Here is a 26145-nt window from a genome sequence, read left to right on the forward strand (position 1 = left end):
CGATGCTGGGCGCGCGCGAGGATGTGATCGTGGTGGGCGCCGGTGCCATCGGTCTGGCCGCCGCGCTCGCACTGTGCGCGCAGGGCCGGCAGGTGCGTGTGATCGAGCGTGGCCGCATTGGTGCGGCAACCTCGCACGGCAACTGCGGCACCGTCACCCCCAGCCATGCACCTCCACTGGCTGCGCCTGGCGTGCCACTGCGCGCATTGCGCTGGATGCTCGATCCGCGCGCGCCGCTGTATGTGCGCACCCGGCTGGATCCGGCGTTGTGGCGCTGGTTGCTTCAGTTCGGTGCGCGCTGCAACGCGCGTGACTGGCTGCAATCCACGCGGGCACGGGGTGCATTGCTGAACGACTCGCGGTTGCGCTTGGCCGATTGGGTGCAGGCGCATGCACTGGAATGCGAATTCGATACGCGCGGGCTGGACTATGTGTTCGGCGATGCGCGCAACTTCGACCACTACGCGGCCGAGTGCGAAGCACTGAACAGGCAGGGTATCGCCACGGCCTGCATCGACGGGGCCGGCTACGCACGCGCCAATCCGGCCTTCCACGACCGTCTGGCCGGCGCGATCCACTTTCCCGGTGATGCGCAGCTGCGGCCGGACCGCTACACCGCGGAGCTGGCGCGTGTACTGCGCGCGCAGGGCGTGATGATCGACGAGCAGAAGGACGTGCAGGGCTTCAGCGACGATGCACAGGGGGTACGCGTGCAGGTTGGCAGGCAGACCCTGCGGGCACGTGAGCTGGTGCTGGCCACCGGGCCGTGGTCGCGCGACTGGGCACGGCAACTGGATCTGCGCGTGCCGATCCAGCCCGGCAAGGGCTACTCGCTGACCTGGTCGCGACCGGCGCAGGTGCCACAGCGCCCGGTGGTGCTGAAAGACCATTCCGTGTTCGTGATCGCCTGGCGCGACGCGCTGCGGCTGGGCGGCACCATGGAATTCGCCGGTGCCGATCCGCAGCTGCGCACGGCCCGCCTGCAGGCTTTGCAGCAGGCCGCCGACCACTACCTGCGCGCGCCACGCGGTGCGCAGCTGCAGGAGCAGTGGTGCGGGTGGCGCCCCATGAGCGTGGACGACGTGCCATTGATCGGCCGTGCACCCGCGCATCCTCACGTCTGGCTTGCAGCGGGGCATGGCATGCTCGGCATCAGCATGAGCGCCGGCACCGGCCAGCTGATCGCCGATCTCGTCTGCGGCCGCACCCCAGCGATCGATCCTGCCCCTTACCGACCCGAGCGATTCCGATGAGCACTGCACCCTATGATTACGACCTGATTGTCCTTGGCGGTGGCTCCGCCGGCCTGGCCGGTGCGATCCGCGCGGCGCAGCATGGCAAGCGCGTGGCGATGCTGGAGCCCGGTGAACTGGGCGGTACCTGTGTCAATGTTGGCTGCGTGCCGAAGAAGGCGATGTGGCTGGCGGCCGACCTGCACGAGCGCATCGGCCTGGCCAGTGCGATGGGTTTCGATGTCGAGGCACGCCCGGCGTTGTCGTGGAAGGAACTGGTGATCCATCGCCAAGCCTACATCAGCAATATCCACGTCAGCTACCACAAGCGCCTTGATGAAACCGGCGTGGTGCGCATTCCGGCGCGTGGCCATCTGCTTGATGCGCATACGGTGGCCTGCAGCGATGGCGTGCGTTACAGCGCCGAACACATCCTGATCGCCACCGGCGCGCACCCGCTGCGCCCGGATATTCCCGGTGCCGAACTGGGCCTGGTTTCCGATGACTTCTTCGATCTGCGCGCGGCACCGGCCGAGGTCGCGATCATCGGCGGTGGCTACATTGCAGTGGAACTGGCCGGCCTGCTGCAGGCGCTGGGCAGCAGGGTGAGCCTGCTTGTGCGCGGAAAGCGCTTGCTGGAACGCTTCGACTACGAGCTGACCGACCAGCTGGCCGAGAACCTGAAGCAGCAGGGCGTGCGCATCCATTTCGACTACCGCCTGCGCGAACTGCAGCGCGATGGCGAACGCGTGCGTGCGTTCGGCCATGACGGCCCGATCGACAGCGTGTTCGACGCAGTGTTCTTCGCCACCGGTCGTCGCGGCAACAGTCGTGACCTGGGCCTGGAAGCGCTGGGCATCGGGATCGGAGAGCATCAACAGGTGGAGGTGGATGAATGGCAGACCACGAGCGTGCCGAGCGTGCATGCAGTCGGTGACATCGCCGGCAAGGTCGGCCTGACGCCGGTGGCGGTGGCTGCATCGCGGCGCCTGATGGATCGCCTTTTCGGCGGCCGCCCGCAGTCGAAGATGGACTATGAAAACGTAGCCAGCGTGGTGTTCTCGCATCCTCCGCTGGGCGCGGTGGGCATGAGCGAAGAAGAGGCGCGCGCCCGTTTCGATCAGGTGAGCGTGTACCACAGCCGTTTCCGCCCGATGCTGCAAGCGCTGGCCAACGGCACCCAGCGCAGCCTGTTCAAGATGGTCTGCGCGGGCCCGGAAGAGCGGGTGGTGGGCATCCATCTGCTGGGTGAAGCGGCCGACGAGATCCTGCAGGGTTTCGCGGTGGCGGTGAAGATGGGCGCGACCAAGGCCCAGTTCGACGATACCGTGGCGATCCATCCGACGTCTGCCGAAGAAGTGGTGTTGATGCGCTGAGCTGGGCGGTTGTAGAGCCGAGCCTATGCTCGGCTGCGTTCCGTGCAGACATGGTGCAGCTGAGCGCAGGCTCGGCTCTACAGGTCACCTGGCGCCCCCATGCGATAATGGGTGCCCCCATGCGTTTCCGGGCCGCCCTATGCGGCCCGCCGTCGTCCTGATGTCCAGCCCCGCCTCCCGTATCGCTACCGCTTCCCCACGCATCGCGCTGGGGGGCATCGGCCTGGCCGCGATCGGCGCCATCGCCGCCTCCGGCAAGGCCATCATCGTCAAGCTCGGCCTGCGTCACGGCGTCGATGCCACCACGCTGCTGGCGCTGCGCATGCTGATGGCGCTGCCCTTGTTCGCGCTGATGGCGTTGTGGGCCGCGCGCCGGGCCGAGCCGCTGTCCTGGGCCGACCGCGCCCGCGTGCTGTGGCTGGGTTTCACCGGCTACTACCTGTCGAGCCTGCTCGACTTCCAGGGCCTGCAGTACATCAGCGTCACGCTGGAGCGGTTGATCCTGTACTTGAACCCGACCCTGGTGCTGCTGATCAACGTGTTGCTGGCGCGGCAGCGCCCCGGCCGCTGGCAGATCGGCGCGCTGGTGCTGAGCTATCTGGGCGTGCTGCTGGCCTTCGGCCATGACCTGCAGCGCGAGGGTGGGCAGATCATCGTCGGCAGCCTGCTGGTACTGGGCAGTGCGCTCAGCTACGCGCTGTACCTGTTCGGCAGCGGCCAGGTGGTGGCGCGCATCGGCGCGGTACGGCTGACCGCCTACGCCAGCTGCGTGGCCAGCGTGCTGGTGCTGCTGCACTTTGCGGTGACCCATCCGCTGCCGCTGCTGTGGCAGGCGCCGCCACCGGTGCAGTGGCTGTCGCTGGTCAATGCCACCGTGTGCACGGTGCTGCCGGTGCTGGCGATCATGCTGGCGGTGCAGCGCGTGGGTTCGTCGCTGGCCGCGCAGGTCGGTATGCTGGGCCCTGTTTCCACCATCGTGATGAGCCTATGGCTGCTCGACGAACCGATGGGGCCGGCGCAGATCGCCGGCACCGTGCTGGTGCTGATCGGCGTATTGCTGGTGACCCGCCTGCGGCGCTGATGCCTGAGCAGGCGCGTGCGCGCATCCTGGCGGTGATCCGCGCGATCCCGGCGGGGCAGGTGATGGGCTATGGCCAGGTGGCGATGCGTGCCGGCCTGCCGGGGCGTGCGCGCTTGACCGCTCGCATCCTGGGCCAGAACGACGATCCCGACCTGCCCTGGCATCGCGTGCTGCGCTCGGACGGGCGCATTGCCATGGAAGAAGGGTCGGCCGGTTGGCGAGAGCAGTCACAGCGGCTACGCGCCGAGGGCGTGGTGGTGGAGAAGGGCCGGGTGCGCATGCCGCCCACCGATCCGGCCGCGGCGCTGGATGCGGCCGTGTGGGGGCCCGGCTGAGCGCCGCTGGCGACTGAACGGGCCACGCCTGAGGGGCGCCAACAAGACACGGTGCTGCGGCTATGATGGAGGCCGTTCCATGCCGGTGCTCCCATGTTCCCGCGACTGCCTACCGTCACCAAGGCCCTGCTGATCGCCAACGCGATCCTGTTCCTGCTGCAGCAGCCGTTCCTGCTCGGCATGCAGACCTTCGAGCCGTTCATGCTGCAACCGCTGCAGCAGGGCTTCGACGCGTTCTCGCCGGGCGGTAATTTCCAGCCGTGGCAGCTGCTGACCTATGGCTTCCTGCATGGCAGCTTCGGGCATCTGTTCTTCAACATGCTGGCGGTCTTCATGTTCGGCGCACCACTGGAGCAGACCTGGGGCGAGAAGCGCTTCCTGCTGTATTACCTGGTGTGCGTGGCCGGTGCCGGTGTCTGCCAGCTGCTGGTGGGTACGCTGCTGGAAAACCCGGCGACGGTGCTGGGCGCCTCCGGCGGCGTGTTCGGCCTGCTGCTGGCCTACGGCATGCTGTTCCCGAACCAGCGGGTGATGCTGCTGTTCCCGCCGATCCCGATGAAGGCGCGGACCTTCGTGATCCTGTTCGGCGTGGGTGAGCTGGTGCTGGGCATGACCGGCTGGCAGCCGGGCGTGGCCCACTTCGCGCATCTGGGCGGCATGCTGTTCGGCTGGCTGCTGATCTGCTACTGGCGCGGGCAATCGCCGTTCAACAAGCGCCGCCCGCCGGGCCCGCCGAAGCGCCCGAACCATCTGCGCAGCGTCAAATGATCCGAAGGATCATTTGACGCTGTAGGTGCCAGAGAATCATCTGACGTCCGGGCGCTGTTCCGGGTTGTCGGATGGCGTTGAGAGTGGCTGTTGCACAGGCAATCAGGTAATTGACTTTGCATCCCCGGGCTTCGAATGATGTTTCTTACATCAATTGGAAATTCGGTATGGGCTATCTGCTGACGACTGTCGGAAACTCATACGGGCTATTGAATTATGCTCATGATGAATCGGAGGACTACCTGCTGTTCAGGGCGGGCATCCGGCTTGAAGGGCTAGAGCCTGTGCTTTCCTACCAGGCTACAAGCCGGGCGGCTCTGAAGCGCCTAAGGAAGCACCACATTGTCTCAAGCACTGGACCTGACCTGGTCAGCAGAGAGCTCAGGACAGCCTTGGAAGCCTTGGCGCCTTCGGATGTCGAATTTTTCGACGCCGCGGTTGTATTCGGTGACGATGTCGTAGAAGGCTACAGCGCGATCAATATCCCGAACCTCGCCGGTTGCTGCGACATGACGGTGAGCGAGTACGAGCTTACGAACTTTGATCCCGCGAACCCGAGCTATATGTTCTTGTATACCGTGATCAGGGAAGAGTCGCCCGACGATTTCGATGTTGTCAGGTGTCGTGAAAGGCCTGCTTCCATCATCGTAAGCAACCGCATGAAAGAGCAATTGATGAAGAGCGGCTTGTCGGGATTGGCCTTCTGCAGGTCGCTGGACCTAACCCCGCAAGGTAGAACTATCTACGAATACTGCTAGACGCGTTTGCTCTCCCCACGATCCATGCAGTCGCCGGTTGAGTACCGCATTCACACAGGGGCTGCCTACAGATCCTGCAGCATCACCTGCGCTGCATTATGTCCCGGTGCGCCGGTGACGCCGCCGCCGGGATGGGTGCCCGACCCACACAGGTACAACCCGGGCAGGGCACCGCGATAGCCGGCCTGGCCGACCATCGGCCGTGCCGAGAACAACTGGTTGGCACTGAGCGCACCGTGGAAGATGTCGCCACCGATCAGGCCGAAGGTACGCTCCAGATCCAGCGGCGACAGCACCTGACGGCCCAGTACGCTGTCAGCGAAACCTGGCGCATAGCGTTCAACGGTGGCGATCATCAGGTCGGCCACGGTCTCGCGGTGGTCATCCCAGTGACGCCCATCAGGCAGCACCGGCGCCACGTGCTGGCAGAACAGGCTGGCCACATGCTGGCCAGGCGGCGCCAGCGAATCGTCCAGCGTGCTGGGAATCAGCATTTCCACGATCGGTTCGCGCGACCAGCCGTCGCGTCGCGCATCCAGCCACGCGCGATCCATGTAGTCCAGGCTGGGTGCCATGATGATGCCGGCACTGAGGTGATCGCCGGGGCCGGGCAGGGCGCTGAACTCCGGCAGCCGCGACAGTGCCACGTTCATCCGGAAGGTGCCGGAACCGCAGCGCCAGTTCGTCATGCGCTCGCGCGTGGCCGCCGGTACCTGTGCCGGTTCCAGCAAGTGCTCGTACAGCAGTTTCGGATTGACGTTGGCAACCACCGCGCGGGCGCGCAGGGTTTCGCCGCTGGCCAGTTCCACTCCTGCTGCGCGGCCCTGTTCGGTCAGTACGCGCTGCACGCCGGCGTCCACCCGCAGTTCGGCACCGGCCTCGCGCGCCGCGCTGGCGATGGCCTGGCTTATCGCGCCCATGCCACCAATTGCATGGCCCCATGCACCCTTCACGCCATTGCACTGGCCGAACACGTGGTGCAGCAACACGTAAGCGCTGCCCGGAGTGTACGGACTGGCGTAGTTGCCGACGATGCCGTCGAAGCCGAACAGCGCCTTGATGGGGGCGCTCTCGAACCAGCGGTCCAGGTACTCCGCTGCCGAAAGCGTGAACAGGTCCAGCAGTTCCTGGCGTAGCGAAGCATCCAGCGCTGCCAGTTCGCGGCCGAGACGGCCCATCTGCAACAGCGCGGGCAGGGCGCGCCAGCCACCTGCAATGCCGATGTCTGGCGGCGCGCGCAGGGCCCACGCACGCAGTACGTCGGCGAAGATCTCCAGACGCGCTTCATACGCTGGCAGCACCTGCGCATCGCGTTCGGAAAATTTCGCGACTTCAGCCCGGGTACGGCCAGGTGCCGACAACAGGTAGCGGTCGTCGGGCAATGGCAGGAAGTTGTTGGCCGGACGCGCGACGATGCGCAGCCCATGCGCATGCAGCTGCAGGTCGTCGATCACCTTCGGCTGCAGCAATGACACCGTGTAGGACGCCACCGAGTTGCGGAAGCCGGGATGGAATTCCTCGGTGACTGCAGCGCCGCCAAGGACGCCGCGACGTTCCAGTACCAGTACCTGCTTGCCAGCGCGCGCCAGATAAGCCGCGCAGACCAGGCCGTTGTGGCCACCACCGATGATGATCACATCCCAAGACATCAACACCTCGGGAAAAGGGGACGGAGGGGATTAAGTCGCAATTGGCACGGGGCCAGCGGCGATGGGGAGAAACGACTTAATCCCCTCCGTCCCCTTTTTGGATTGCGGCCTGGATGGTGGCGATGTCGATCTTCTTCATCGGCATCATCGCGTTGAACGCGCGCTTGGCCAGTGCCTTGTCTTTGCTGGTCACCGCTTCGATCAGCATGCGCGGGCTGATCTGCCAGGAAATGCCCCAGCGGTCCTTGCACCAGCCGCACTGGCTCTCCTGGCCACCGTTGCCGACGATCGCGTTCCACAGGCGGTCGGTCTCGGCCTGGTCTTCGGTCTGGATCTGGAAGGAGAAGGCTTCGCTGTGCTTGAACGCGGTGCCGCCGTTGAGGCCGACGCAGGGAATGCCGCAGACGGTGAATTCGACGGTCAGCACATTGCCTTCCTTGCCGTCGGGGTAGTCGCCAGGTGCGTGATGCACGGCGGTCACCGCGCTGTCGGGCAGGAAGCTGGCATAGAAGGTGGCGGCCTCGAGTGCGCCGTTGTCATACCAGATGCAGATCGTGTTCTTGTGTGCCATGTCGGGTCTCCGCGATGGACGAAGCCGCAGCGATAGCACGCCGGGTGTTAACCCGGGATCGTGCTGCACCCGCAAAAAAAAGGGCGCCCGAAGGCGCCCTCTGCATTACCCGTGTGGCAGCTGGCTCAGCGCCAGACCTTGATCTGCTCGGCTTCGCTGCGCTGCATTGGCTGGCCGGCCTTGCAGCTGAAAGTAGCGCCGAACGCCGGCAGGTTGGCCAGCGTGCCGTTGCTGCGCCACAGGCCCGGCGCGCGGATGTCAGCAGTCAGGCGGCGCACGGCCTCGTTCGGTGCCAGCTGCTGTGCCCACAGCGCCGACCAGGCGCGGAAGAAGCCCTGCTGCTGTGCCTGCTTGGCCTTCGGCTCCTGCGCGGTGTACGCGGCCCAGGCCAGTTCCAGGCCGGCGATGTCGGCCAGGTTTTCTTCCTGGGTGAGCGTGCCGTTGACCTTGGCCCCCTTCACGCCCGGGAAGTCGTAGGCGCTGTACTGCGCGGCCACGCGGTTACCGAGCAGGGTCCAGGCGGTCTTGTCGGCCGGGGTCCACCAGCTGCGCAGCTCGCCCTTGGCGTCGACCAGCGCGCCCTTGGCATCGATCGCGCGGGTCAGCTCGTGGCCGACCAGGCCACCGAAGCTGCCGAACTTGTCGGCAGCATCGGCCTTGGCGTTGAACACCGGGCCCTGCAGGATCGCGGCGGTGACGATCAGGCGGTTCTGCGCCAGGTCGTAGGCCAGCGAAGGCTGCTGCGGCAGCACGTCCCAGCGGCGGTCGGCATTGCCCTTGCCGATGCGCTTCATTTCCTCGCGATGGCGCCAGGTCGAGGCGATCAGCATGTTGCCGCCGAACGAGCCGCGGCCCATCGGCTGCACGCTGTAGTCGAGGTCACGCAGCGGGGTGCCGATCTCGATCTTCAGCGCGGCCAGCTTGGCCTGCGCTTCGGTCTTGGCTTCGGCGCTCATCCAGCTGCTGTTCTTGACCGCTTCGATCTGCACTTCGCGCACCTTGTCGACGATCCACGCCGCCTGGCGACGGTCCTCGGCCGACAGGTAGCGGGCGGCGTACTCGCGGCCGACCATCGGGCCGGCGGCCACGTTGATCGCGTCCAGCACGTCTTCCCAGCGCTGCGGCGGCAGGGTTTCGCCACGCAGCACGCGGCCGCGGAATTCGAACTCGGCGTCGCGGTAGGCCTTGGACAGGTACGGCGCCATCGAGTCGCCCACGCGCCAGCGCAGGTAGGCCTTCCACTGGTCCGGCTTGAGCTTGGTGACCATGCCGTCGAGCTGCTTGAACAGGCCCGGGTCGGCCAGCGAGACCAGGTCGTCGTCCACGCCCTGTGCCTTCAGGAAGGCATCCAGCTGCAGGTTGCGGTAGCGGCTGTTGAGCTCCTTGGTGGAGATCGGCGCGTAGTTGTTGAACGGGTTGTTGATGCCGGCCAGCGACTGCGCGTTGCGTGCCAGCTCGGTTTCCAGCGCGATCACCGATTGCGACTCGGCATCCAGCTTGGCGGCCGGGGTACCGGTCAGTGCCAGGATCTGCTTGACGTAGTTGCGGTAGCGGCCCATCAGGGCCACGGTATCGGCGTCGGTGCGGGTGTAGAACGCCGGGTCCGGCAGGCCCATGCCGCCCTGCATGAAGTAGCCGATGTGGCGGTCCAGCGCCTTCAGATCGACGTCGGGGCCGAAGTTGAAGGCTACGGGAATGCCAACCTGGTGCAGTGCGGCGATCGAAGCTGGCACATCCTTGGCCTTCTTGATGGCGTTGATGCGGGTCAGCAGCGGGGCGATCGGATTGGAGCCGTCGGCTTCCACGGCAGCTTCGTCCAGGCCGCTGGCCCAGAAGTCGCCCAGCAGTTTCTGCACGTTGCCCTGCGGCGCCTTCATCGCTGCGTCGAGCAGTTCACGCTGCTGCTGGCGGCTGCGGTCGACCAGCTGGCCCAGCGCGGTGGTGGCACCGGTCTGCGGCACCGGGTTGGCCTTCAGCCAGCCTGCGTTGGTGGCGTCATAGAAGTCGCTGCACTGGGCACTGACAGCCGGGGCGCGGGCGGCCTTCTTCTTGGCGGCGGCGAACGCATCGTGGGTCGGGACCAGGGTCGCCAGGCTGATGCCCAGGGCGATGGCAAGCGGACGGAAATTGGGCATGTGGAACGAATCCGTGATGGATTGAGGGCGCGCGCACTATAGCAAGCCGGGCATGGGCGCGGGATGCACGCGTCGCGGTGCATTCGCCGACCAAGGTCGGCAGCGACCGGGGAGCGCCGGGATCAGTAGATCCACGCCATGCGTGGATGAAAGACACCCCAGAAAAACAAAGGCCCGGGAATTCCCGGGCCTTTGCAGGTCTGCAACAGCGTCAGCCGCGGCTTACCAGATCACCACCTGCTGGTCGCCGCTGCGGGCCATCGGCGAACCGGCCTTGCACTGGAACGCGGCCGCAAAGGTCGGCAGGTTCGACGGTGCACCCATGGCGCGGAACTGCGCCGGGGCGTGCGGGTCGGTCGCCAGGCGGACCTTGGCGTTCTCCGGGGTGTACTTGGTACGCCACACGGTGGCCCAGTTGAAGAAGAAGCGCTGGTCGCGGGTGAAGCCATCGACCTTCGCGTCTTCCTTGCCTGCGCTGGCCTTCTGCAGTGCGTCGTAAGCAGTGGCCAGGCCGCCCAGGTCGGCGATGTTCTCGCCCAGGGTCAGGTGGCCGTTCACCGCCTGGCCGTCGACCTTGTACTGGTCGAACTGCTTGACCAGCTTGCCGGTCAGGCCTTCGAAGTTCTTCTTGTCAGCGGCGGTCCACCAGTCTTCCATGTTGCCGGTCGGCCCGAAACGTGCGCCCTGGTCGTCGTAGCCGTGGGTCATTTCGTGGCCGATCACCGCGCCGATGCCACCGTAGTTCAGCGCGTCGTCGGCCTTCGGATCGAAGAACGGCGGCTGCAGGATGGCGGCCGGGAACACGATCTCGTTCTGCAGCGGGTTGTAGTAGGCGTTGACCGTCTGCGGGGTCATGCCCCATTCGGTCTTGTCCACCGGCTTGCCGATCTTGGACAGGTTGAACTTGTAGTTGAACTCGTTGGCTGCGCGCACGTTGCCCAGGAAGCTGTCGCGCTGGGTCTGCAGGCCCGACCAGTCACGCCACTTGTCCGGGTAGCCGATCTTCGGGGTGAAGGTTTCCCACTTGGCGATGGCCTTGGCCTTGGTCTCATCGCTCATCCAGCTCAGGCCCTGGATGCGTTCCTTCAGCGAGGCGGCCAGGTTCTTCACCAGCTCTTCCATCTTGGCCTTGGCTTCGGGCGAGAAGGCCACCTTCACGTACAGCTGGCCGAAGGCTTCACCGGCGTCGTTTTCAATGGTGCCCAGCACGCGCTTCCAGCGCGGCTTCTGTTCCTTCTGGCCGTTGAGGGTCTTGCCGTAGAACTCGTAGTTCTCCTGCACGAAGGCGTCGGCCAGGTACGGCGAGGCACTGTCCACGGTGTGGAAGCGCAGGTAGGCACGCCACACCGACGGATCGGTGTCGCCCAGCGCCTTGCTCACTTCCTCATGGAAGGCCGGCATGGCCAGCGAGAACTTCTCCGGTGCGGCCACGCCCTGCGACTTGAAGAACTCGGTCCAGCTGAAGTTCGGGGTCAGCTTGTCTGCGTCGGCCAGGGTGACCGGGTTGTAGTACAGCTCGACGTTGCGCGACAGTTCGACGCGCGACTTGGAGGCCTTGGCCAGGCGGGTCTCGAACTTGACCACGTCCTCGGCCTGCTTGGCAGCGTCGGCAGCGGCGACGCCGGACAGCTCCAGCACCTTGGCGACGTGTGCCTGGTAGGCCTTCAGCTTGTCGGCGTTCTTGGCGTCGGTGTAGTAGGTGCTGTCCGGCAGGCCCAGGCCGCCCTGGCTGGCGTAGGCCAGGTTCACGGCCGAGTTCTTGAAGTCGGCTTCAGCGCCAAAGCCGAACAGGACGTTGTCACCCTTGGCTGCGCTGGTGCGCAGGTAGTTGGCAATGGCCGCCTTGTCCTGCAGGCCATCGATCGCGGTCAGGTCGGCCTTCAGCGGCTCGATGCCCTGGGCGTTGATCTTGGCCTCGTCCATGCCGGTGGCCCACAGGTCGCCGACGATCTTCTCGATGTGGTTCGGGGTCTTCACCTGCGCCACCTGTTCGGCCAGCTGGTGCTGCACGGCCACCGAACGCTCGTCGAGGATGGTGAAGGCGCCCCAGCTGGTGCGGTCGCCCGGGATTTCATTGGCGGCCAGCCACTTGCTGTTGACGTAGTCGCCGAAGGCGCCACAGGCGTCCTTGCTGGTATCGAGGTCGCTGGGCTGGAAGGCGTTGTAGGCCGGCAGCTTGCTCTCGTCCAGGGTGTACTGGGTGGCTTCGGCGGCAGCCGGCGTGGAGGCGGTGGCGTCCTTGGCCGGGGTTTCGTTCTTGCCGCAGCCAACCAGCGCGGCCGAAACGGCCAGGGTCAGCAGCACGATCTTGGGAGTACGGGTCACTTTGATGGCCTCCAGGCCGAGTGAGTCAGGGAAGGGCCGCAGGGACGGCCGTGGGCCGAACGATACGCCGCCGGCCTGCCCTGCAAGGGTGTCGAAGGTCATGGCCGGGCGCAAGGGCCAGAACGAGCAAGGGCGCCCGGTGGGGCGCCCTTGCGTGGGTAACGCATCGATTACAGGCCGCCGCCGCCGCAGCCCTTGCCCAGGTAGTCGTCGATCAACCTGAGCTGGTCACCCATGATCGCGCGGGTCCAGGCGGGCCCATGCGCATAGTCGGCGATGGCGTGGAACTCGACCGGCTGCCCCGAGCCCTTGGCCTTGTTCACGAACCACTCCGACTGCTCGATGGGAACCGTACGATCGCGGTCACCGTGGTAGACCATCAGCGGAATCTTCATCTCTCCCGCCTTGTCCAGCGGGTTCAGGCCGTCCACGGTCTTCGACTGCGCTTGGCGGAAGAACGGATTGGTATAGAAACGCGCCCAGATCTTCTTGATGTCCGAGACGCCGGCGCCGGCAATCGCGCACTTGTACAGGCCGTTCGGGCGGACCGAGGCCGCAAACGCTGAGTAGCCGCCATAGGAGAAGCCGAACATGGCGATGTGGCCGGGCTGGGCGATCTTCTGGTCGATCATCCACTTGGCGCCATCATCCTTGTCGTCCTGCATCTTCTGGCCCCATTCGGCGTCACCGGCCATCCACAGCTTGCGGCTCCAGTCGGCCGAACCGCGGAACTGTGGCCGCAGGACCGCCATGCAGCGCGATGCCATCAGCGGCACCCACATCGAGCCATCGAAGTCCATGCCGTCGCGCGCCCATGGGCCGCCGTGCGGATGCACCACCGCCTTCCACGGGCCAGCACCGCACAGTTCGGTGTTCGGTGTGGTCAGGAACGCCGGAATATCCAGCCCATCGCGGGCCTTGTAATAGACCAGCCTGGTATCGCCCAGCGCAGCCGGATCAATCTTTGGATAGGACTTGGCCAGCAGGGTCAGCTTGCCGTTGCGCAGCAGGTGGTACTCAGGCGGATTGGCCGGTCCAGAGACGGCCAGCACGAAGGTCTTCAGGTCCTTGCTGTAGTCAACGACACGCACCGCACGGCCTGTGTCGGCCTGGGTGGTCGCGCGCTGGCCCGTCGCGGGATCGACCAAGGTGACGTCGCTGGACTGGATGCCCAGGGCCTGGCGCACGCCTTGGTTGAGGCCCTTGAATACCGGATGGGTCCACTCAACTTCGTTCTCGCGAGGGCCACTGTAGGTCACGCCAAGCAGTGCGCCGAAGGGCACGCCCTCCACATCCTTGTAGCGGTTCACATGAACCGAACCCGCATTGAAGAATTTGTGTTCGAACAGCACTTCCCGCTGTTTGCGCGCAGTGATGTCGTACTCGTAGATGATGGTCTTGTCGCGGCCGACGTTGCTCTGGATGAAGGCGATGTTCGGGTCATCGGCGAAACCGACGACCTGGGTGATGTCGCGGTCCTTCACGTGCGAGCGGAAGTGTTCTTCCCACGCGTTGGTGGCCGGGTTGCGGAATTCGGTGGCGACGTAGGCACCGGTACCGTCCACGTCCTGGCGCAGGCGTGCGCGCAGTTCGCTGTTCAGGTCGGTGAGGTAACCGGCGACGCGTTCTTCGGTCTTCTGGATGCGCTGGGATGTGAAGCTGCGCAGGTTGACCTTGTAGACGTCTCCCGAGTTGCTGCCCGAGCCGTTGACCACCAGGATGTGATCCGGGTCGTTGGGCAGCGTGTCCAGCACCGTGGCATTGGACAGTGCCTGCTCCAGTTCTTCATTGCGGCTGGTGGCACGTGGAACGCTGATCGGTTCCTTCCACTGCTTGCCTTCGGTATCAGTGATGAAGAACTTGCTGATGAACGTCTTGTTGACCCGGTCGGTGCGCAGGTCGAATGGCTGCCAGAGGGTGACTGCCAGCAGTCCGTCCTTGATGAAACTCACGCTCTGGAACTTCATGCGGCCTGCGCCGATCGTGGTAGGCGCTGCGCTGAGGTTGTCGGTCTTCCAGACCAGGATCACGCGATCTTCGCCGCGGGCTTGAAGCCCGGCGATCTGAGTACCGTCTGGAGACACGGAAAGACTTGATATGTCCGGGAAGGCGGCCAGCTGTTCGATCGTGGGGACCGTCGGCTTGGCATGGAGGTGCAGCGGCGCGGCGACGGCCAGCGCGGCCAGCAGCAGATAGTGCTTCATGCTACGTCTCACTGTATCCGAGCGATGGGAGAGTGGGCATTGCACCCACCCCAAAATACAGCCGCCGCCCGGAAGGGCGGCGGCTGGTGGTGCAGGCTTAGAACTTCTTGCTGAGGTTCACGAAGAACGTACGGCCGAAGTAGTCGTAGCCACTGTACAGCGGGGCATTGCCGATGGTGTTGTAGATGCCGGCACCCGGGCTGATGGTCGGCGGTTCCTTGTCAGCGAAGTTGCGCACGCCAGCGGTGGCCTGCCACTTGTCGGCGGTGTACTGAACCGAGAAGTCCTGGGTGATGTAGTTCGGCACGGCCAGCTTGTACGCCGAGGTTGCGGGATCTTCCTCGTAGTACGCATAGCTGGACATGTTGTCCACCCAGTTCATGCCATAGCGCACACGCCATTCCTTGAACTTGTAGGTCAGGTCCAGCTGGCCGGTGAACTTCGGGTTGTTGATCCGGCCGTTGGCATCAACCAGCGGATCGTCCTCGAACACCTTGCCGGACTGCTCCAGGAACCGCGAGACCTGCACGTTGGCGCGGAATTCGCCCGGACCGATGTCGCGAACGTAGCGGGTGGTGAAGTCCAGACCGCGCACCTTGTCGGTGGCCAGGTTGGCATAGCCGTTCTGGACGGTCAGGGTGTTGTTGGGCGAACGGCTGATCAGGCGGCACAGACCATTGTTGGCGGCGAAGTCGCCGGTGGTGCCGTTGTAGCAGGTGCTCAGGATGTAGGTGGCACCCATCTGGGCAACGCCGTTCTCCACTTCGATGTCGTAGTAATCGACGGCGAAGGACAGATCACCGAAGCCGCTGCCGAACTCCGGCTGCAACACCAGGCCGACGGTGAACGCGTCGGAGGTTTCGGCCTTCAGGTTGGCACCGACCAGGCCACCACCGATGGAGTCCACACGTACCGAGTTGGTCGCGGTGAAGCTGGTGGGCAGGCCCTGGGACGCGCAGTTGATGTAACGCGGGCTGGTCGGATTGCGCGACCCGTAGTTATTGCAGGGATCGCTGGAAGCGTTCAGGAAGCCGCTGGTGGCGCCCAGGAACTGTTCGAACAGCGCCGGGGCACGGTACGAGGTGCCGTAGGAGGCACGCAGCGACAGCCACTTGACCGGCGTCCACAGGCCACCCAGCTTCCAGGTGGTGTCCGAACCATACGACTTGTAGTCGGTGTATCGGGCCGAGGCGTTGAAGGTCAGTTCCTCGGCAGCGGTGACGCCGGACAGCAGCGGCAGCTCGATTTCGCCGTAGGCTTCCCACACCGAATCGCTGCCGCGGGTCGGGTCGGAGCTGGTCAGGTTGTACAGGTTGCGGTTGATCGAGTGGATGCTCGGGGTATCGTCGATCTTGGCCTTGCGGTATTCGACACCGAAGGCGCCGGCGGCGGTACCGCCCGGCAGGTCGAACAACGGACCATTGACGTTCAGGTTCGCGGTCGATTCCTTGTAACTGGTGTTGCCGGTGACCGGGGTGTAGACGAAGTTCTTCCACTCGTACGGCAGTTTGCCGGCCAGCGTCTGCGCGTTGAGCATCGGTGCGGCAACGCAGCCGTTGGCCGGGTCCACGCACCTGAAGCCACCGGCGCCGTCGGACACCACGTTCAGGCTCTGTGCCAGGCGATCAGTCAGGAACGTGTTGAAGGTGTAGTCCGCATCGGAGTCGGCATGGCTGACCATGAAGTCATAGTTCCACTCCGAACCGAGCCGGCCGCGCACGCCGGCGGTGGCACGGAAGAAGTCCACCGACTGCTTGCTGCGGTCGTTGCCGAAGCCGATGAAGGTGCGGGCCGACACGTTCTTGCCATTGGACGTTTCCGTCGGCAGGGCGAAGGCCGGCAGGTTGGCCAGGTCACCGAGCAGCGGATTGCCGACCGAGTAGTCATAGGACAGCTGGCGGTAGCCGGTCTGGGTGGAGTCGCGCTTGTTGCCGAGGAACTCGTAGTAGAACTCGGCATCTCCCATCACGCCCAGATCCACGCCACCCTGGAAGAACAGAGTGTGGGTGGTGGCCGGGGACACCAGCGATTCCTTCAGCAGGCCTGGATCGAAGGTGTCGCGGTCGTAGTAGCCGACAGACTCATAGCCCGGCAGGCGGCCGGTGGTGACGGCGGGATTCGGACGCCAGCGGTTGAACCCACCAAAGGTGGCGGTGCCCAGGGTATTGATGGTCACGCCGCCGGAATCGAGCGTGAAGCACTTCGACTTGCCGGTGGTCGGATCGATGTAGTCGCCGCTACCGAAGTAGTTGCCCACGGTCATGTCGCGCAGGTTGTCGGTCGGACAGCTGGCCCAGCTGCGATCACCCACGGTCATTTCATTGCGGCGGTAGTGCTCGTATGAGCCGGAGAAGTGCGAGCGTTCGCCGGTGCTGCCGAACACGATCGAGTATCGGGTTTCGTCACCGCCACCGCTCTCGGTGGCGTTGTGCTGGAACTCGGCCTCAACACCGTCCACGTTCTTGCGGGTGATGATGTTGACAACGCCGGCCACAGCGTCCGAACCGTAGATGGACGAAGCACCGTCCTTCAGGATTTCCACGCGGTCGACCATCGCGCTGGGCAGCACGTTCAGGTCGGCCGAGCCGACCGAGCCGCGCGAGCCTGCCGGTGCAACGCGGCGGCCGTTGAGCAGGATCAGAGTACGGGTGGCGCCCAGGCCACGCAGCGACAGGGTATTGGCACCCGGGCCGCCATTGGTGACATAGCCACCGAAGGAGTTGTTGATCTGTGCGCTGCCGGCAGTGACGCTGTTGCTCTGCAGCGCGGCGGCGGTCGAGTTGAAGCCCGCCAGGGTGGTTTCCTCACGGGTTACGACCTGCACCGGCGAAACCGAGTTGAACACGTCGCGGCTGATGCGCGAACCGGTGACGGTCACCGTGTCCAGGTTGGTCGCCTTGGACTTCGGTGTTTCTTTCGGTGTGTCTTGTGCCGTCTGCGTCGAACCCGCGTCCTGGGCGAATGCCGGAGCGGCTGCGATGAGCAGCACGGCAGAAGCGAGGGCAAAGCTCAGCGGATGCCTGCCGAGCGACTTGCGATTGATCATCTGAAATCCCCTTGAATCCAATGATTGCGTCGTACACCGGGGACATTGCCTTGCGGGCGTCTCCGTGTGCCCCTTGCCCGGTGTTGGCAGTGGTTCTGCCCCCGGTTGCACCGGCTTCACGGGCCGGTAACTCGAGATTAACATGACATTAACCGAGCCTGTCAAACGTTCATTGCGCAGTCATCAAATTTTTGCAAAGACGCTTTCCGTCCCCGGGAAATTCGCCTGTCGTTGTTGTATCTATTTGATTTTCAATAAATTTTATTGATACGCTTGATGGTGTCTGGATGCTGAATGGACGGGCGATCGGAGCCCGCCCCAAAAAAAAGGCCCCGCCGAAGCGGGGCCTGGTCCAGACACGAAGTCCGGAAAACGACGGGATCAGAAGTTGTACTTGACCTGGGCCGAGATCTGGCGGCCGTAGACGCTGTAGAAGCCGTCATTGAACGGGGTCGATTCGTTGCCCGGGTAGTTGTAGCGCTGGCCTTCCGGCAGCTTGTTGAACACGTTGTTGACCATCAGCGACAGGACCAGATCGTCCTGTGCCTGGTAGTTCATGCTCAGGTTGTACGTGGTGTACGAACCCCACTTGCCGGCCTTGGCGCCGGACGAGTGGACGTAGCCGTAGCTGCGGCCGGTGTAGGCCAGGTAGTTCGGAGTGCTGCCGACGTAGTTGGCGTACACGGTGGTGGTGAACTTGGCGATGTTCCAGGCCACCGACAGATCGCCACGGACCTTGGCGAAGTTGTCGTAGTACCACATGTTGTACGGATCGCTCAGCAGGTCGAGCTTGGCGGCGCCCGGCATCGGCTGCACTTCACGCTTCAGCATGTTGGTGTAGTTGCCGGAGAACATCAGCGAGCCGAAGCGACCGATATCCTGCTGGTACTTGGCCGCCACCGTCACCGCTTCCAGGTTCTGGCTGGCGACGTTGAGCTTCGGCGTGTACACGCGGGTCAGGTTGCCGCCGGCATCGCGCGACACCCAGTCGGTGACGTTCTGGCAGCTGGCCGAGGTGTTGTTCGGCAGGCCGTTGTGGCACTGGTACTCGGCCAGCAGCAGCTGGTCGGTGCTCAGGGTCTTGACCTCGTTCTTGATCTTCCAGTTGTAGTAGTCGGCCGACAGCGAGAAGTTGCTCACAGGGGCCCACACCACGCCTGCGCTCCACACGTCGGCGGTGATCGGCTTCAGGTCCGGATTGCCGGACTTTTCGCTGTACACCGAGGTGTTCTTGTAGAACGAGCAGGCCTCGTCACGCAGGCCGTAGCCCAGCTGGCTGCAGCGGTAGTAGTCGTTCTGGCCGGACGAGTACGAGCCGCTCATGCCCTGGAAGGCATCGGACAGGGTCGGTGCACGGAAGGCGGTGCCGTACTTGCCGCGCAGCAGCAGGCTCTCGATCGGACGGAATTCCAGACCGATGCTGTAAGTAGCCTTGTCGACGGTCTTGTCGGCGATCTTGAACGCGTCATAACGGCCCGAGGCGCTGACGGTCAGCTTCTCCAGCAGCGGCATGCGCAGTTCGCTGGTGACCGCGTAGTTGCTGCGGTGGCCGGCACCGGCGACGGCGGTGGTGCCCCACACGTTGCCGTCGACGAAGGCCTGGTCCGGCGAGTAGTCCCAACCTTCGCTGCCACCTTCCAGCACGACGGCCAGGCCGGCGTCACCGCCCGGCAGGCTGAACAGCGAGCCGTTGGTCACCTGCACGCGACCCAGGTTCTGCCAGGTCTTGCTGCGGTGGGTACCGTAGCCGGTGAAGCTGGCGAACTGGTCCGGGGTGATCGGCGAGTAGAAGGCAGCGTAGTTCGGGTTGTAGATGCCGAACGTGGCGGTCGGGTCCTTCGGGTCGGTGTAGGTGCCCAGGCGCGGGCCCAGCACGGTCTGGCCGAAGAAGTCCTCGATCTTGTCCTTCCAGCGCACGAAGCGGTTCTGGTCCAGGCGGTACTCGCCACGGGTGAAGCTGGCGCTGTAATCCCAGTCGCCGACCATGCCCTTGCCGCCCAGGGTGACCTGGTAGGCGCGGCTCTCATCGGAGTTCAGGATGTTGTTGTAGTCGCCCGCGCCGATCTCCTCCGGCGCGAAGGCGCGCTGCAGGTTCACGACCTTGCCGGCGCCCTGGTCGTAGAAGCCGCCCATGACCGACTTCGTGCCCCACCACAGGGCGCTGGAGCCGGAGGTGAACTCGGTCTTTTCCTTGCTGTACAGCACGTCGGCGAACAGCTGGAAGTTGTCGTTCACGTCGAAGGTCATCGACGAGTAGAACTGGCCGCTGTTCTTGCCGTTCTTCAGGGTCTTGTAGCCGGCGCTGTACACCGAACCGCAGGACTCGCCCGACGCGCGCTTGCCGACGACGGTGGTGCCGTCGTACAGGCCTGCCACGTTGGCGCAGCGGCTCGGGTCCATCATCAGCAGCTTGTTGTCTGCATTGGTGATGACGGCGAAGTCGTTCGACGGCACCTGCGCGGTGTAGCCGACCGGGTTGTTCTGCTTGGTGATGTCACGCTGGTAGCCCCAGATCGGGCTGCCGTTCTCGATCTGCACGTTGACCAGCGCGTGGAAGCGGTCGTCGAACGCGTTGAAGCCCTTGGCTGCGCTGAAGCGGATGTTGCTGCCGCCGCCTTCGGTGTAGGTGCCGCCACGGACGGTCATCGTACCGCCGTCCATGCGCTCCTTCAGGATGATGTTGACCACACCGGCGATCGCGTCCGAGCCGTACAGCGAGGACTGGCCACCCGGCAGCACTTCGATGCGCTCGACGATGTCGATCGGAATGCCGCTGATGTTGTTGAAGGTGTCGCTACCGTTGTACAGCGCCGGATACGAGAGCATCGGGCGGCCGTTGATCAGGTACTTGGTGTAACCCGGGTTCAGGCCGAACATGCCGGCTGCTTCAGCGCCCTGCGTGAACGAACCCGAGGTCTGGCCGCCCTGCAGGCCGCCGGTGGTCAGCGACGACTGCTGCAGCACTTCAGCAACGCTGCTGAAGCCGCGGGTCTGGATGTCTTCGGCGGTGATGGACATCACCGGGGTCTGGGTTTCAACCTGGGTCTGCGGGATCAGCGAACCGGTGACGGTGATCTTGTCCAGGTTGGTCGCCTTGTCCTGGGCCATTGCCGGGGCGGCGGCCATCAGGGCGGAAATCAGGGCGACAGCGAGCGTGTTGCGACGTGCGGTGTTGCTTACGTATTTCATGTAGTTCCAATAGAGAGCAAAAACAAAAACGGCACTGCGCATGCGCCATCGTGCGCGCTGGGAACCAGCTTCGCAGCCCAAAACAGTGCTTCAGGAACGTAACATGAACTTAACAATCTGTGCACGAATCTGTAGCAATCCTGAATTTCAGTCAGGCTACGTCCAGCTTGTATGATGTTGGGTTATTCCCCCTGATACAGCTGGTGCCCGTTGTGAACAGTTCCCCCCGCCGCCCCCATGCCAGCCAGGTCCAGAAGGGACTGACGCCACATGCCCGCATCCGCAATGTCATCGCGGTCGGCTCGGGCAAGGGCGGTGTGGGCAAGTCGACCACGGCGGTCAATCTGGCCGTCGCGCTGCAGCAGCTGGGCGCACGTGTTGGCGTGCTGGACGCGGACATCTACGGCCCCAGCGTGCCCGCCATGCTGGGCTTGTCCGGTCGCCCGGAAAGTCCCGACAACAAGAGCATCGAACCGCTGCGCGCGTTCGGTGTGGACACCATGTCGATCGGCTATCTGATCGAAGAGGACACGCCGATGATCTGGCGTGGGCCGATGGCCACCTCGGCAATGACCCAGCTGTTCAACGACACCCTGTGGGACGATCTGGATTTCCTGCTGATCGATCTGCCGCCAGGCACCGGTGACATCCAGCTGACCCTGACCCAGAAGATCCCGCTGGCCGGTGCGGTGATCGTCACCACGCCGCAGGACATCGCCACGCTGGATGCAAAGAAGGCGCTGAAGATGTTCGAGAAGGTCGAGGTGCCGGTGCTGGGCATCGTCGAGAACATGGCGGTGCATACCTGCAGCAACTGCGGGCATGTCGAGCACCTGTTCGGTGAAGGCGGCGGCGAGCGCATGGCGGCCCAGTACGGCGTACCGCTGCTGGGTTCGTTGCCGCTGCAGATCGGCATCCGCGAGCAGGGCGACAGCGGTACCCCGATCACCGTGGCGCAGCCCGATTCGATACCGGCCCAGGCGTACCGCCATGCCGCGCAGCGCCTGATCGAGGAAGTGGGCAAGCGCCCGCGGGCATCGATCCCGATCCTGTCGTCGCTGCTCTGACTGCGGCCGCAAAGAAAAAGCCGCCGGCGCGAGGCCGGCGGCAATCTGAGACGTTCCTGGAGAGGAAGCCGCTTACCAGTCGTACTGGACCTGGAAGCGGACGTAGCGCGGATCGTTGAAATACTTCGGCGTGTTGTAGTTGTAGTAGGTGCGGATGGTCTCGGCAGCGCTCGGGCGGCCGTACTTGGTCTCGTACACCTGCACGGGCTTGATGTTGTTGAAGGCGTTGAGCACGGACACCTGCACGCTCAGGCCTTCCATCCACTTCGGGGTGTAGGTGATGTTCGGGCTGACAGTGAACTGCCAGGGCGTGCGGCCGGCGTTTCCCACCTTGGCGATGTCATCCGCACTGGTGAAGCCGTCGGCCTGCAGCTGGCAGCTGTGGAAGACGCCGGTGTAGCCATACTCGGTGCCGAAGCTGCCCCAGCCGCCGCCCAGGCAGCTCTTGGGGGCGCCGGACTGCGCCAGCACATTCACGCCGACGGACCATTCATCGTTGAACTTGAAGCCACCGAACAGCTTGATGCTGTGGCGATGGTCATTGAACAGGTAACCGTCCGAGCCGTACATGATTTCGGCAAAGTCGAAGTCCGACGTGGTGCCGGTGTCGTCCTGGCCGTTGGTACTCTTGACCAGGCCCTCATAGTTGCCCTCCAGCTTGGACCAGGTGTACGAGAAGCTGGCATACCAGCGCTCGGTCTGCTTGTCCGCGCTGAGCGTGACGGCCTTGTAGGTACGCTTGGCCTTCGGGCCGAGGGTCGAGCCCGGCACGGTGATTTCCTCCGTGGTGCCATTGCCGTCCACGTCGAGCGTGACCTTCAGGTCGCTGCCCGGGTTGTAGATCCAGCAGCCCGGCAGGCCCTCCGGCACGGTCCATGGGTCGGACCAGTTGGACAGGTCGTAGCCGGCTGCGACGGCCGCGTTGTAAAGCGAACGCGAGTCACAGGTGTCATCGATCGCCTTGTTGATGCGTCGATAGGTGGCCTTGATGCCCAGCGTCCAGTCGTTGAAGAAGTCGATCGGCGAACTGATCTGCTGCTGGTAGCCCAGGATCACCTCGTCCTGCGTGTAGGGCTTCAGTCCCTTGGACGCCACGGCGCGGGGATCTGGAGTGGTGCCGCCCTCGCCGTTGATGACCGAGTCGATGGCGCCGTCTTCATAGCGGCCGGTGATGTTCGGCGCGCCGTTGGCGCCGATTCCATCGTAGGTGTAGTACTGATCCAGATAGTACGAAGCACTGGCTGCGCGCAGCGCCACGTTTGCAGCGATGGGCAGGGAGTAGCGGCCTACCGAAGCGAACAGCTTGCTGCGGCCATCCCCCAGCAGATCCCACGAGAAGCCCAGACGCGGCTGCCAGATGTTGTCCTGCTTGACGAAGCTGATGCCGTCCGAATTCTTGTTGTTGAAGGAATCGTTACGGACGCCGGCATACAGCATGAAGTTGTCGGTGATCTGCCAGTTGTCCTGCAGGTACCACGACTTCTGCTTGATTTCGATCGAACCACCATTGCGGAAGTTCACGAGGTTGGCGTACTCATCTTCCAGGTACCACAATGCGCCGCCGGAGTAGGACGTGCCCTGCACGGAGGTCCATTTCTCATCGCTGTAGCCGAAGCCGATCTTGTGGTCGCCCAGCTGCCAGTCGAAGTCAAGGCGGGTACCCTTGCGCTCGTTGCGGCCGCCGAACATGCCGACGGTGCTTGCCACGGCACAGCCGATACGGCGACCGGTGCCGCCGGTTTCCGACCGGTAGTCCAGCACATATGGGCATGCGCCCTGCGGGCTGTTGATGTCGCCGTTGTAGGCGTCGAAGACACCGTCAGGGCTGATGGTGTGCTCCGAAGCCCGGTTACGCATCTGCCCATACTGCAGCGATCCGGTCAGGTTCTCGGTCAGATAGCTGGTCCACTTGAACACGTCGGTCTGGCCGCCGCTCTTGCCGACCAGTTCGCCGAGATAGCTGGTCTTGGCCGGCTCGCCGCCTGCATCAGGACGGTCGTAGAGCGCGTTGTAGTAGTCATAGGAGTAGCGTCGGCTGTTGTCGAAGCCGGTGTACTCCAGGTGGTTGTTTTCGTTGAGGTACCAGTCAACCTTCAGCAGCCAGTAAGGCGTCTTGGACTCATAGTCGTAGGCCGTGGTGGACAGGGCTGCTGCCGACGGGGGGCGCCCGTTGGTGGTGTACTGGGAGCCACGATTGCTGAAGCTGGTGGTCTTCGAGTCGCTGAACTGGCCCATGGCGAACACGAACAGCTTGTCTTCGATCAGCGGACCGCCGACCCATACACTGTAGACGTTCGAGCTGCTGCTGTTCTTGTCATAGGAGCGGAAGATCGAGCCGTCGTCATAGTAGGTATCGGGCGCGCTCTCACGCAGTGAATCAGGTGCGCCAGTCCAGCTGAAGCCGCCTTTCCACTCATTGGTGCCACGCTTGACGTTGACGCTGGTCACGCCGCCGGTGGAGAAGCCGTACTGAGCACCATAGCCACCGGTCTGCACGTCCAGCTGGTCGATGGCCTGATAGGGGATTTCCGAGAAGGACAGGCTGTCGTACAGGTTGGTGACATTGAATCCGTTGACGTAGTAGCTGTTCTCCGCAGCCGATGCGCCACCGAAGGAGGCCGGGCCGAAGTAGCCGCTGGCCGCCACGGTGCCCGGGGTGAGCAGGGAGACGCTTGTGACATCGCGGGCGACCGGCAACGAGTTGAGTTTGTCGGCGGTGAAGGTGGTTCGCGATTCAACGCTGCCCAGATCGATCGTGTTGGCCGCGCCCAGTGCGCGCACGTTGACGGTATCGAGCGAAGTGGCATTGCCGCCGCTTGCAGAGGCGAATGTTGCGAAGGACTGTTGGCCCGCCACCACAGTGACGCGGGTGGTCGCAACCGGGCTGCCACCACTGACCGTGGTGACCTCGTAGGTGCCGGTGGGCAGCTGGGAGATGCGGAAACGGCCATCCGCGCTGACGTTCACTTCGCGGGTAGCACCGGAGGCCAGGCTTTTGACCTGCACTTTTTCAGCAGAAGCTGCGGTACCGACGATATCGCCAGAGGTGCTCTGGGCATAGCTGGTGCCGGCGAGGGCTCCCAGCACCATGGCCAGGGCGGTGCGCTTCAGGCTGCGTCCATTGAAGTTCAGATTCATCGTGTTCCTTTGCGGTTGCAGAGGGAAATCGGTTCAATTCAAGCGGACCTGAACGAATTGTTCAGGATGAATGAAACCGTAACGATGAAGTTTTTTTCGTGCAACGTTCATCTGGCGCTCATGAATAGCTTGGCGCTGAAAAATGCTCTCAGGTTGTTGAATTAAAAGAAATTCTATTTTTTGTTTCGGTTTGTTTCGTGTCTGACGAGATGATTGAAAGTGACACAAATGTATGCTAATTGAACTGAAGTGCGACGATAAGTCTCATTTGTTATTCATGGTTGTGAGGCATCGGTCTTGGGCGTGGTGCCGTGAAGTGGCTCTCTGGACCGAGGGGCAAGCATGGCCGCCGCAGGGAGGCCACCTGTAGAATCGCCGCCTCGGGCGCAGCCCCATTCCCCCTCGTTCAACAGGACAGAGCATGAGCATCAAGAGTGACCGTTGGATCCGCCGCATGTCCGAGCAGCACGGCATGATCGAGCCGTTCGAGGCAGGGCAGGTCAAGCAGGCCAACGGCGAGCGCATCGTCAGCTATGGCACGTCCAGCTACGGTTACGACGTGCGCTGCTCGCGTGAGTTCAAGGTGTTCACCAACATCAACTCGACCATCGTCGATCCCAAGCATTTCGACTCGGGCAGCTTCGTCGACATCACCGCCGATGAGTGCATCATCCCGCCGAACAGCTTCGCGCTGGCGCGCACCGTGGAGTACTTCCGAATTCCCCGCGACACCCTGGTGGTGTGCCTGGGCAAGAGCACCTATGCGCGCTGCGGCATCATCGTCAACGTGACCCCGCTGGAACCGGAGTGGGAAGGCCACGTCACCCTGGAATTCAGCAACACCACGCCGCTGCCGGCGCGCATCTATGCCAATGAGGGCGTGGCGCAGATGCTGTTCTTCCAGGCCGCCGCCGATGACATCTGCGAGACCTCATACCGCGATCGCGGCGGCAAGTACCAGGGCCAGACCGGCGTGACCCTGCCGCGGACCTGACCGGCGCGCCATCGCATGACGAGAAAACGCCGGGCATGCCCGGCGTTTTCATGGGTGCGGCCACATGCTGCGCTCGCCGGGCATGGCCCGGCACCAGCTTATTTCCCGCGACCGAACAGCATCGCGATGCCGACACCCACCAGCGCCACCGGCCACCAGGTCAACAGCAGCTTGGACAGGTTCAGGTGCGTCCAGCCGAGGTTGCTGGCGAGCATGAACAGGCCGATCAGGATCAGCAGGACGGCGGCAACGAGGTTGAATCGCATCGGGTCGGCAA

At 64.0% G+C, this 26145-nt stretch carries 17 protein-coding genes; 8 read left to right on the top strand and 9 right to left on the bottom strand.

Going from position 1 to position 26145, the window contains the following annotated elements; all coding sequences use genetic code 11:
* The first annotated feature begins 2 nt into the window (after positions 1-2).
* From AC5P57_RS08680 to AC5P57_RS08705, 6 genes are all read left to right on the top strand, one after another.
* A complete protein-coding gene (locus tag AC5P57_RS08680; protein WP_262234741.1) occupies positions 3-1253 on the top strand; it encodes an FAD-dependent oxidoreductase in 1251 nt (416 codons plus the stop codon).
* Complete coding sequence (gene gorA, locus AC5P57_RS08685; RefSeq protein ID WP_099554990.1) at positions 1250-2608, top strand: glutathione-disulfide reductase; 1359 nt, start codon at positions 1250-1252, stop codon at positions 2606-2608. Before AC5P57_RS08680 ends, gorA begins: the two co-directional genes overlap by 4 nt.
* Before the next feature lie 160 nt (positions 2609-2768).
* Entirely contained in the window at positions 2769-3689 is a 921-nt protein-coding gene (locus AC5P57_RS08690; protein ID WP_262234743.1) for a DMT family transporter, read from the top strand.
* Positions 3689-4024: an MGMT family protein gene (locus AC5P57_RS08695; RefSeq protein ID WP_262234745.1), complete on the top strand. Its 336-nt coding sequence runs from the start codon at positions 3689-3691 to the stop codon at positions 4022-4024. Before AC5P57_RS08690 ends, AC5P57_RS08695 begins: the two co-directional genes overlap by 1 nt.
* 93 nt (positions 4025-4117) lie before the next feature.
* On the top strand, positions 4118-4792 hold the full coding sequence (locus tag AC5P57_RS08700) for a rhomboid family intramembrane serine protease (protein ID WP_262234747.1): 675 nt from the start codon (positions 4118-4120) through the stop codon (positions 4790-4792).
* 167 nt (positions 4793-4959) lie between these two features.
* Entirely contained in the window at positions 4960-5550 is a 591-nt protein-coding gene (locus AC5P57_RS08705; protein WP_099554988.1) for an imm11 family protein, read from the top strand.
* A gap of 65 nt (positions 5551-5615) precedes the next feature.
* Here the strand turns inward: AC5P57_RS08705 and AC5P57_RS08710 are convergent, their stop codons facing one another.
* The 7 genes from AC5P57_RS08710 to AC5P57_RS08740 form a co-directional block, all read right to left on the bottom strand.
* Entirely contained in the window at positions 5616-7199 is a 1584-nt protein-coding gene (locus tag AC5P57_RS08710; protein WP_262234749.1) for a phytoene desaturase family protein, read from the bottom strand.
* Between the two features lie 76 nt (positions 7200-7275).
* Entirely contained in the window at positions 7276-7770 is a 495-nt protein-coding gene (locus tag AC5P57_RS08715) for a VOC family protein (protein ID WP_262234751.1), read from the bottom strand.
* 125 nt (positions 7771-7895) lie between these two features.
* Entirely contained in the window at positions 7896-9905 is a 2010-nt protein-coding gene (locus AC5P57_RS08720) for a M13 family metallopeptidase (protein WP_099554982.1), read from the bottom strand.
* A gap of 222 nt (positions 9906-10127) precedes the next feature.
* Positions 10128-12230 (bottom strand): M13 family metallopeptidase, encoded by a 2103-nt coding sequence (locus tag AC5P57_RS08725; protein WP_262234754.1) that lies wholly within the window; start codon positions 12228-12230, stop codon positions 10128-10130.
* Positions 12231-12400: 170 nt separating this feature from the next.
* The gene (locus AC5P57_RS08730; RefSeq protein ID WP_099554980.1) at positions 12401-14434 is read right to left on the bottom strand and encodes an alpha/beta hydrolase family protein; all 2034 of its coding nucleotides are present in this window, start codon (positions 14432-14434) and stop codon (positions 12401-12403) included.
* 97 nt (positions 14435-14531) lie between these two features.
* Entirely contained in the window at positions 14532-17480 is a 2949-nt protein-coding gene (locus AC5P57_RS08735) for a TonB-dependent receptor plug domain-containing protein (protein WP_099554978.1), read from the bottom strand.
* A 381-nt stretch (positions 17481-17861) separates the two neighbouring features.
* Positions 17862-20669, bottom strand: coding sequence for a TonB-dependent receptor plug domain-containing protein (locus AC5P57_RS08740; protein WP_049433599.1), 2808 nt, complete (start codon positions 20667-20669; stop codon positions 17862-17864).
* Between the two features lie 212 nt (positions 20670-20881).
* Between AC5P57_RS08740 and apbC the strand changes: the two genes are divergently transcribed.
* Positions 20882-21736 (top strand): iron-sulfur cluster carrier protein ApbC, encoded by an 855-nt coding sequence (apbC, locus tag AC5P57_RS08745; RefSeq protein WP_099554976.1) that lies wholly within the window; start codon positions 20882-20884, stop codon positions 21734-21736.
* A gap of 72 nt (positions 21737-21808) precedes the next feature.
* Here apbC and AC5P57_RS08750 read toward each other — a convergent pair whose 3' ends face one another.
* Positions 21809-24874, bottom strand: coding sequence for a TonB-dependent receptor (locus tag AC5P57_RS08750; RefSeq protein WP_262234755.1), 3066 nt, complete (start codon positions 24872-24874; stop codon positions 21809-21811).
* Between the two features lie 421 nt (positions 24875-25295).
* Here AC5P57_RS08750 and dcd point away from each other — a divergent pair, with 421 nt between their 5' ends.
* The gene (gene dcd, locus AC5P57_RS08755; RefSeq protein ID WP_005410499.1) at positions 25296-25868 is read left to right on the top strand and encodes a dCTP deaminase; all 573 of its coding nucleotides are present in this window, start codon (positions 25296-25298) and stop codon (positions 25866-25868) included.
* Positions 25869-25966: 98 nt separating this feature from the next.
* Here dcd and AC5P57_RS08760 read toward each other — a convergent pair whose 3' ends face one another.
* Positions 25967-26134 (bottom strand): LiaI-LiaF-like domain-containing protein, encoded by a 168-nt coding sequence (locus AC5P57_RS08760; RefSeq protein ID WP_005418011.1) that lies wholly within the window; start codon positions 26132-26134, stop codon positions 25967-25969.
* Positions 26135-26145: the final 11 nt, after the last annotated feature.

The organism is Stenotrophomonas sp. YJH_SMC_79 (assembly GCF_059367995.1).

What these genes read in the sequence shown, in the direction of transcription:
- AC5P57_RS08740 (WP_049433599.1), bottom strand. Translation starts at nt 20,669, where the DNA reads ATGAAATACGTAAGCAACACCGCACGTCGCAACACGCTCGCTGTCGCC.
- AC5P57_RS08705 (WP_099554988.1), top strand. Translation starts at nt 4,960, where the DNA reads ATGGGCTATCTGCTGACGACTGTCGGAAACTCATACGGGCTATTGAAT.
- AC5P57_RS08710 (WP_262234749.1), bottom strand. Translation starts at nt 7,199, where the DNA reads ATGTCTTGGGATGTGATCATCATCGGTGGTGGCCACAACGGCCTGGTC.
- gorA (WP_099554990.1), top strand. Translation starts at nt 1,250, where the DNA reads ATGAGCACTGCACCCTATGATTACGACCTGATTGTCCTTGGCGGTGGC.
- AC5P57_RS08720 (WP_099554982.1), bottom strand. Translation starts at nt 9,905, where the DNA reads ATGCCCAATTTCCGTCCGCTTGCCATCGCCCTGGGCATCAGCCTGGCG.
- AC5P57_RS08730 (WP_099554980.1), bottom strand. Translation starts at nt 14,434, where the DNA reads ATGAAGCACTATCTGCTGCTGGCCGCGCTGGCCGTCGCCGCGCCGCTG.
- AC5P57_RS08700 (WP_262234747.1), top strand. Translation starts at nt 4,118, where the DNA reads ATGTTCCCGCGACTGCCTACCGTCACCAAGGCCCTGCTGATCGCCAAC.
- AC5P57_RS08695 (WP_262234745.1), top strand. Translation starts at nt 3,689, where the DNA reads ATGCCTGAGCAGGCGCGTGCGCGCATCCTGGCGGTGATCCGCGCGATC.
- AC5P57_RS08690 (WP_262234743.1), top strand. Translation starts at nt 2,769, where the DNA reads ATGTCCAGCCCCGCCTCCCGTATCGCTACCGCTTCCCCACGCATCGCG.
- AC5P57_RS08750 (WP_262234755.1), bottom strand. Translation starts at nt 24,874, where the DNA reads ATGAATCTGAACTTCAATGGACGCAGCCTGAAGCGCACCGCCCTGGCC.
- dcd (WP_005410499.1), top strand. Translation starts at nt 25,296, where the DNA reads ATGAGCATCAAGAGTGACCGTTGGATCCGCCGCATGTCCGAGCAGCAC.
- AC5P57_RS08680 (WP_262234741.1), top strand. Translation starts at nt 3, where the DNA reads ATGCTGGGCGCGCGCGAGGATGTGATCGTGGTGGGCGCCGGTGCCATC.
- AC5P57_RS08760 (WP_005418011.1), bottom strand. Translation starts at nt 26,134, where the DNA reads ATGCGATTCAACCTCGTTGCCGCCGTCCTGCTGATCCTGATCGGCCTG.
- AC5P57_RS08735 (WP_099554978.1), bottom strand. Translation starts at nt 17,480, where the DNA reads ATGATCAATCGCAAGTCGCTCGGCAGGCATCCGCTGAGCTTTGCCCTC.
- AC5P57_RS08715 (WP_262234751.1), bottom strand. Translation starts at nt 7,770, where the DNA reads ATGGCACACAAGAACACGATCTGCATCTGGTATGACAACGGCGCACTC.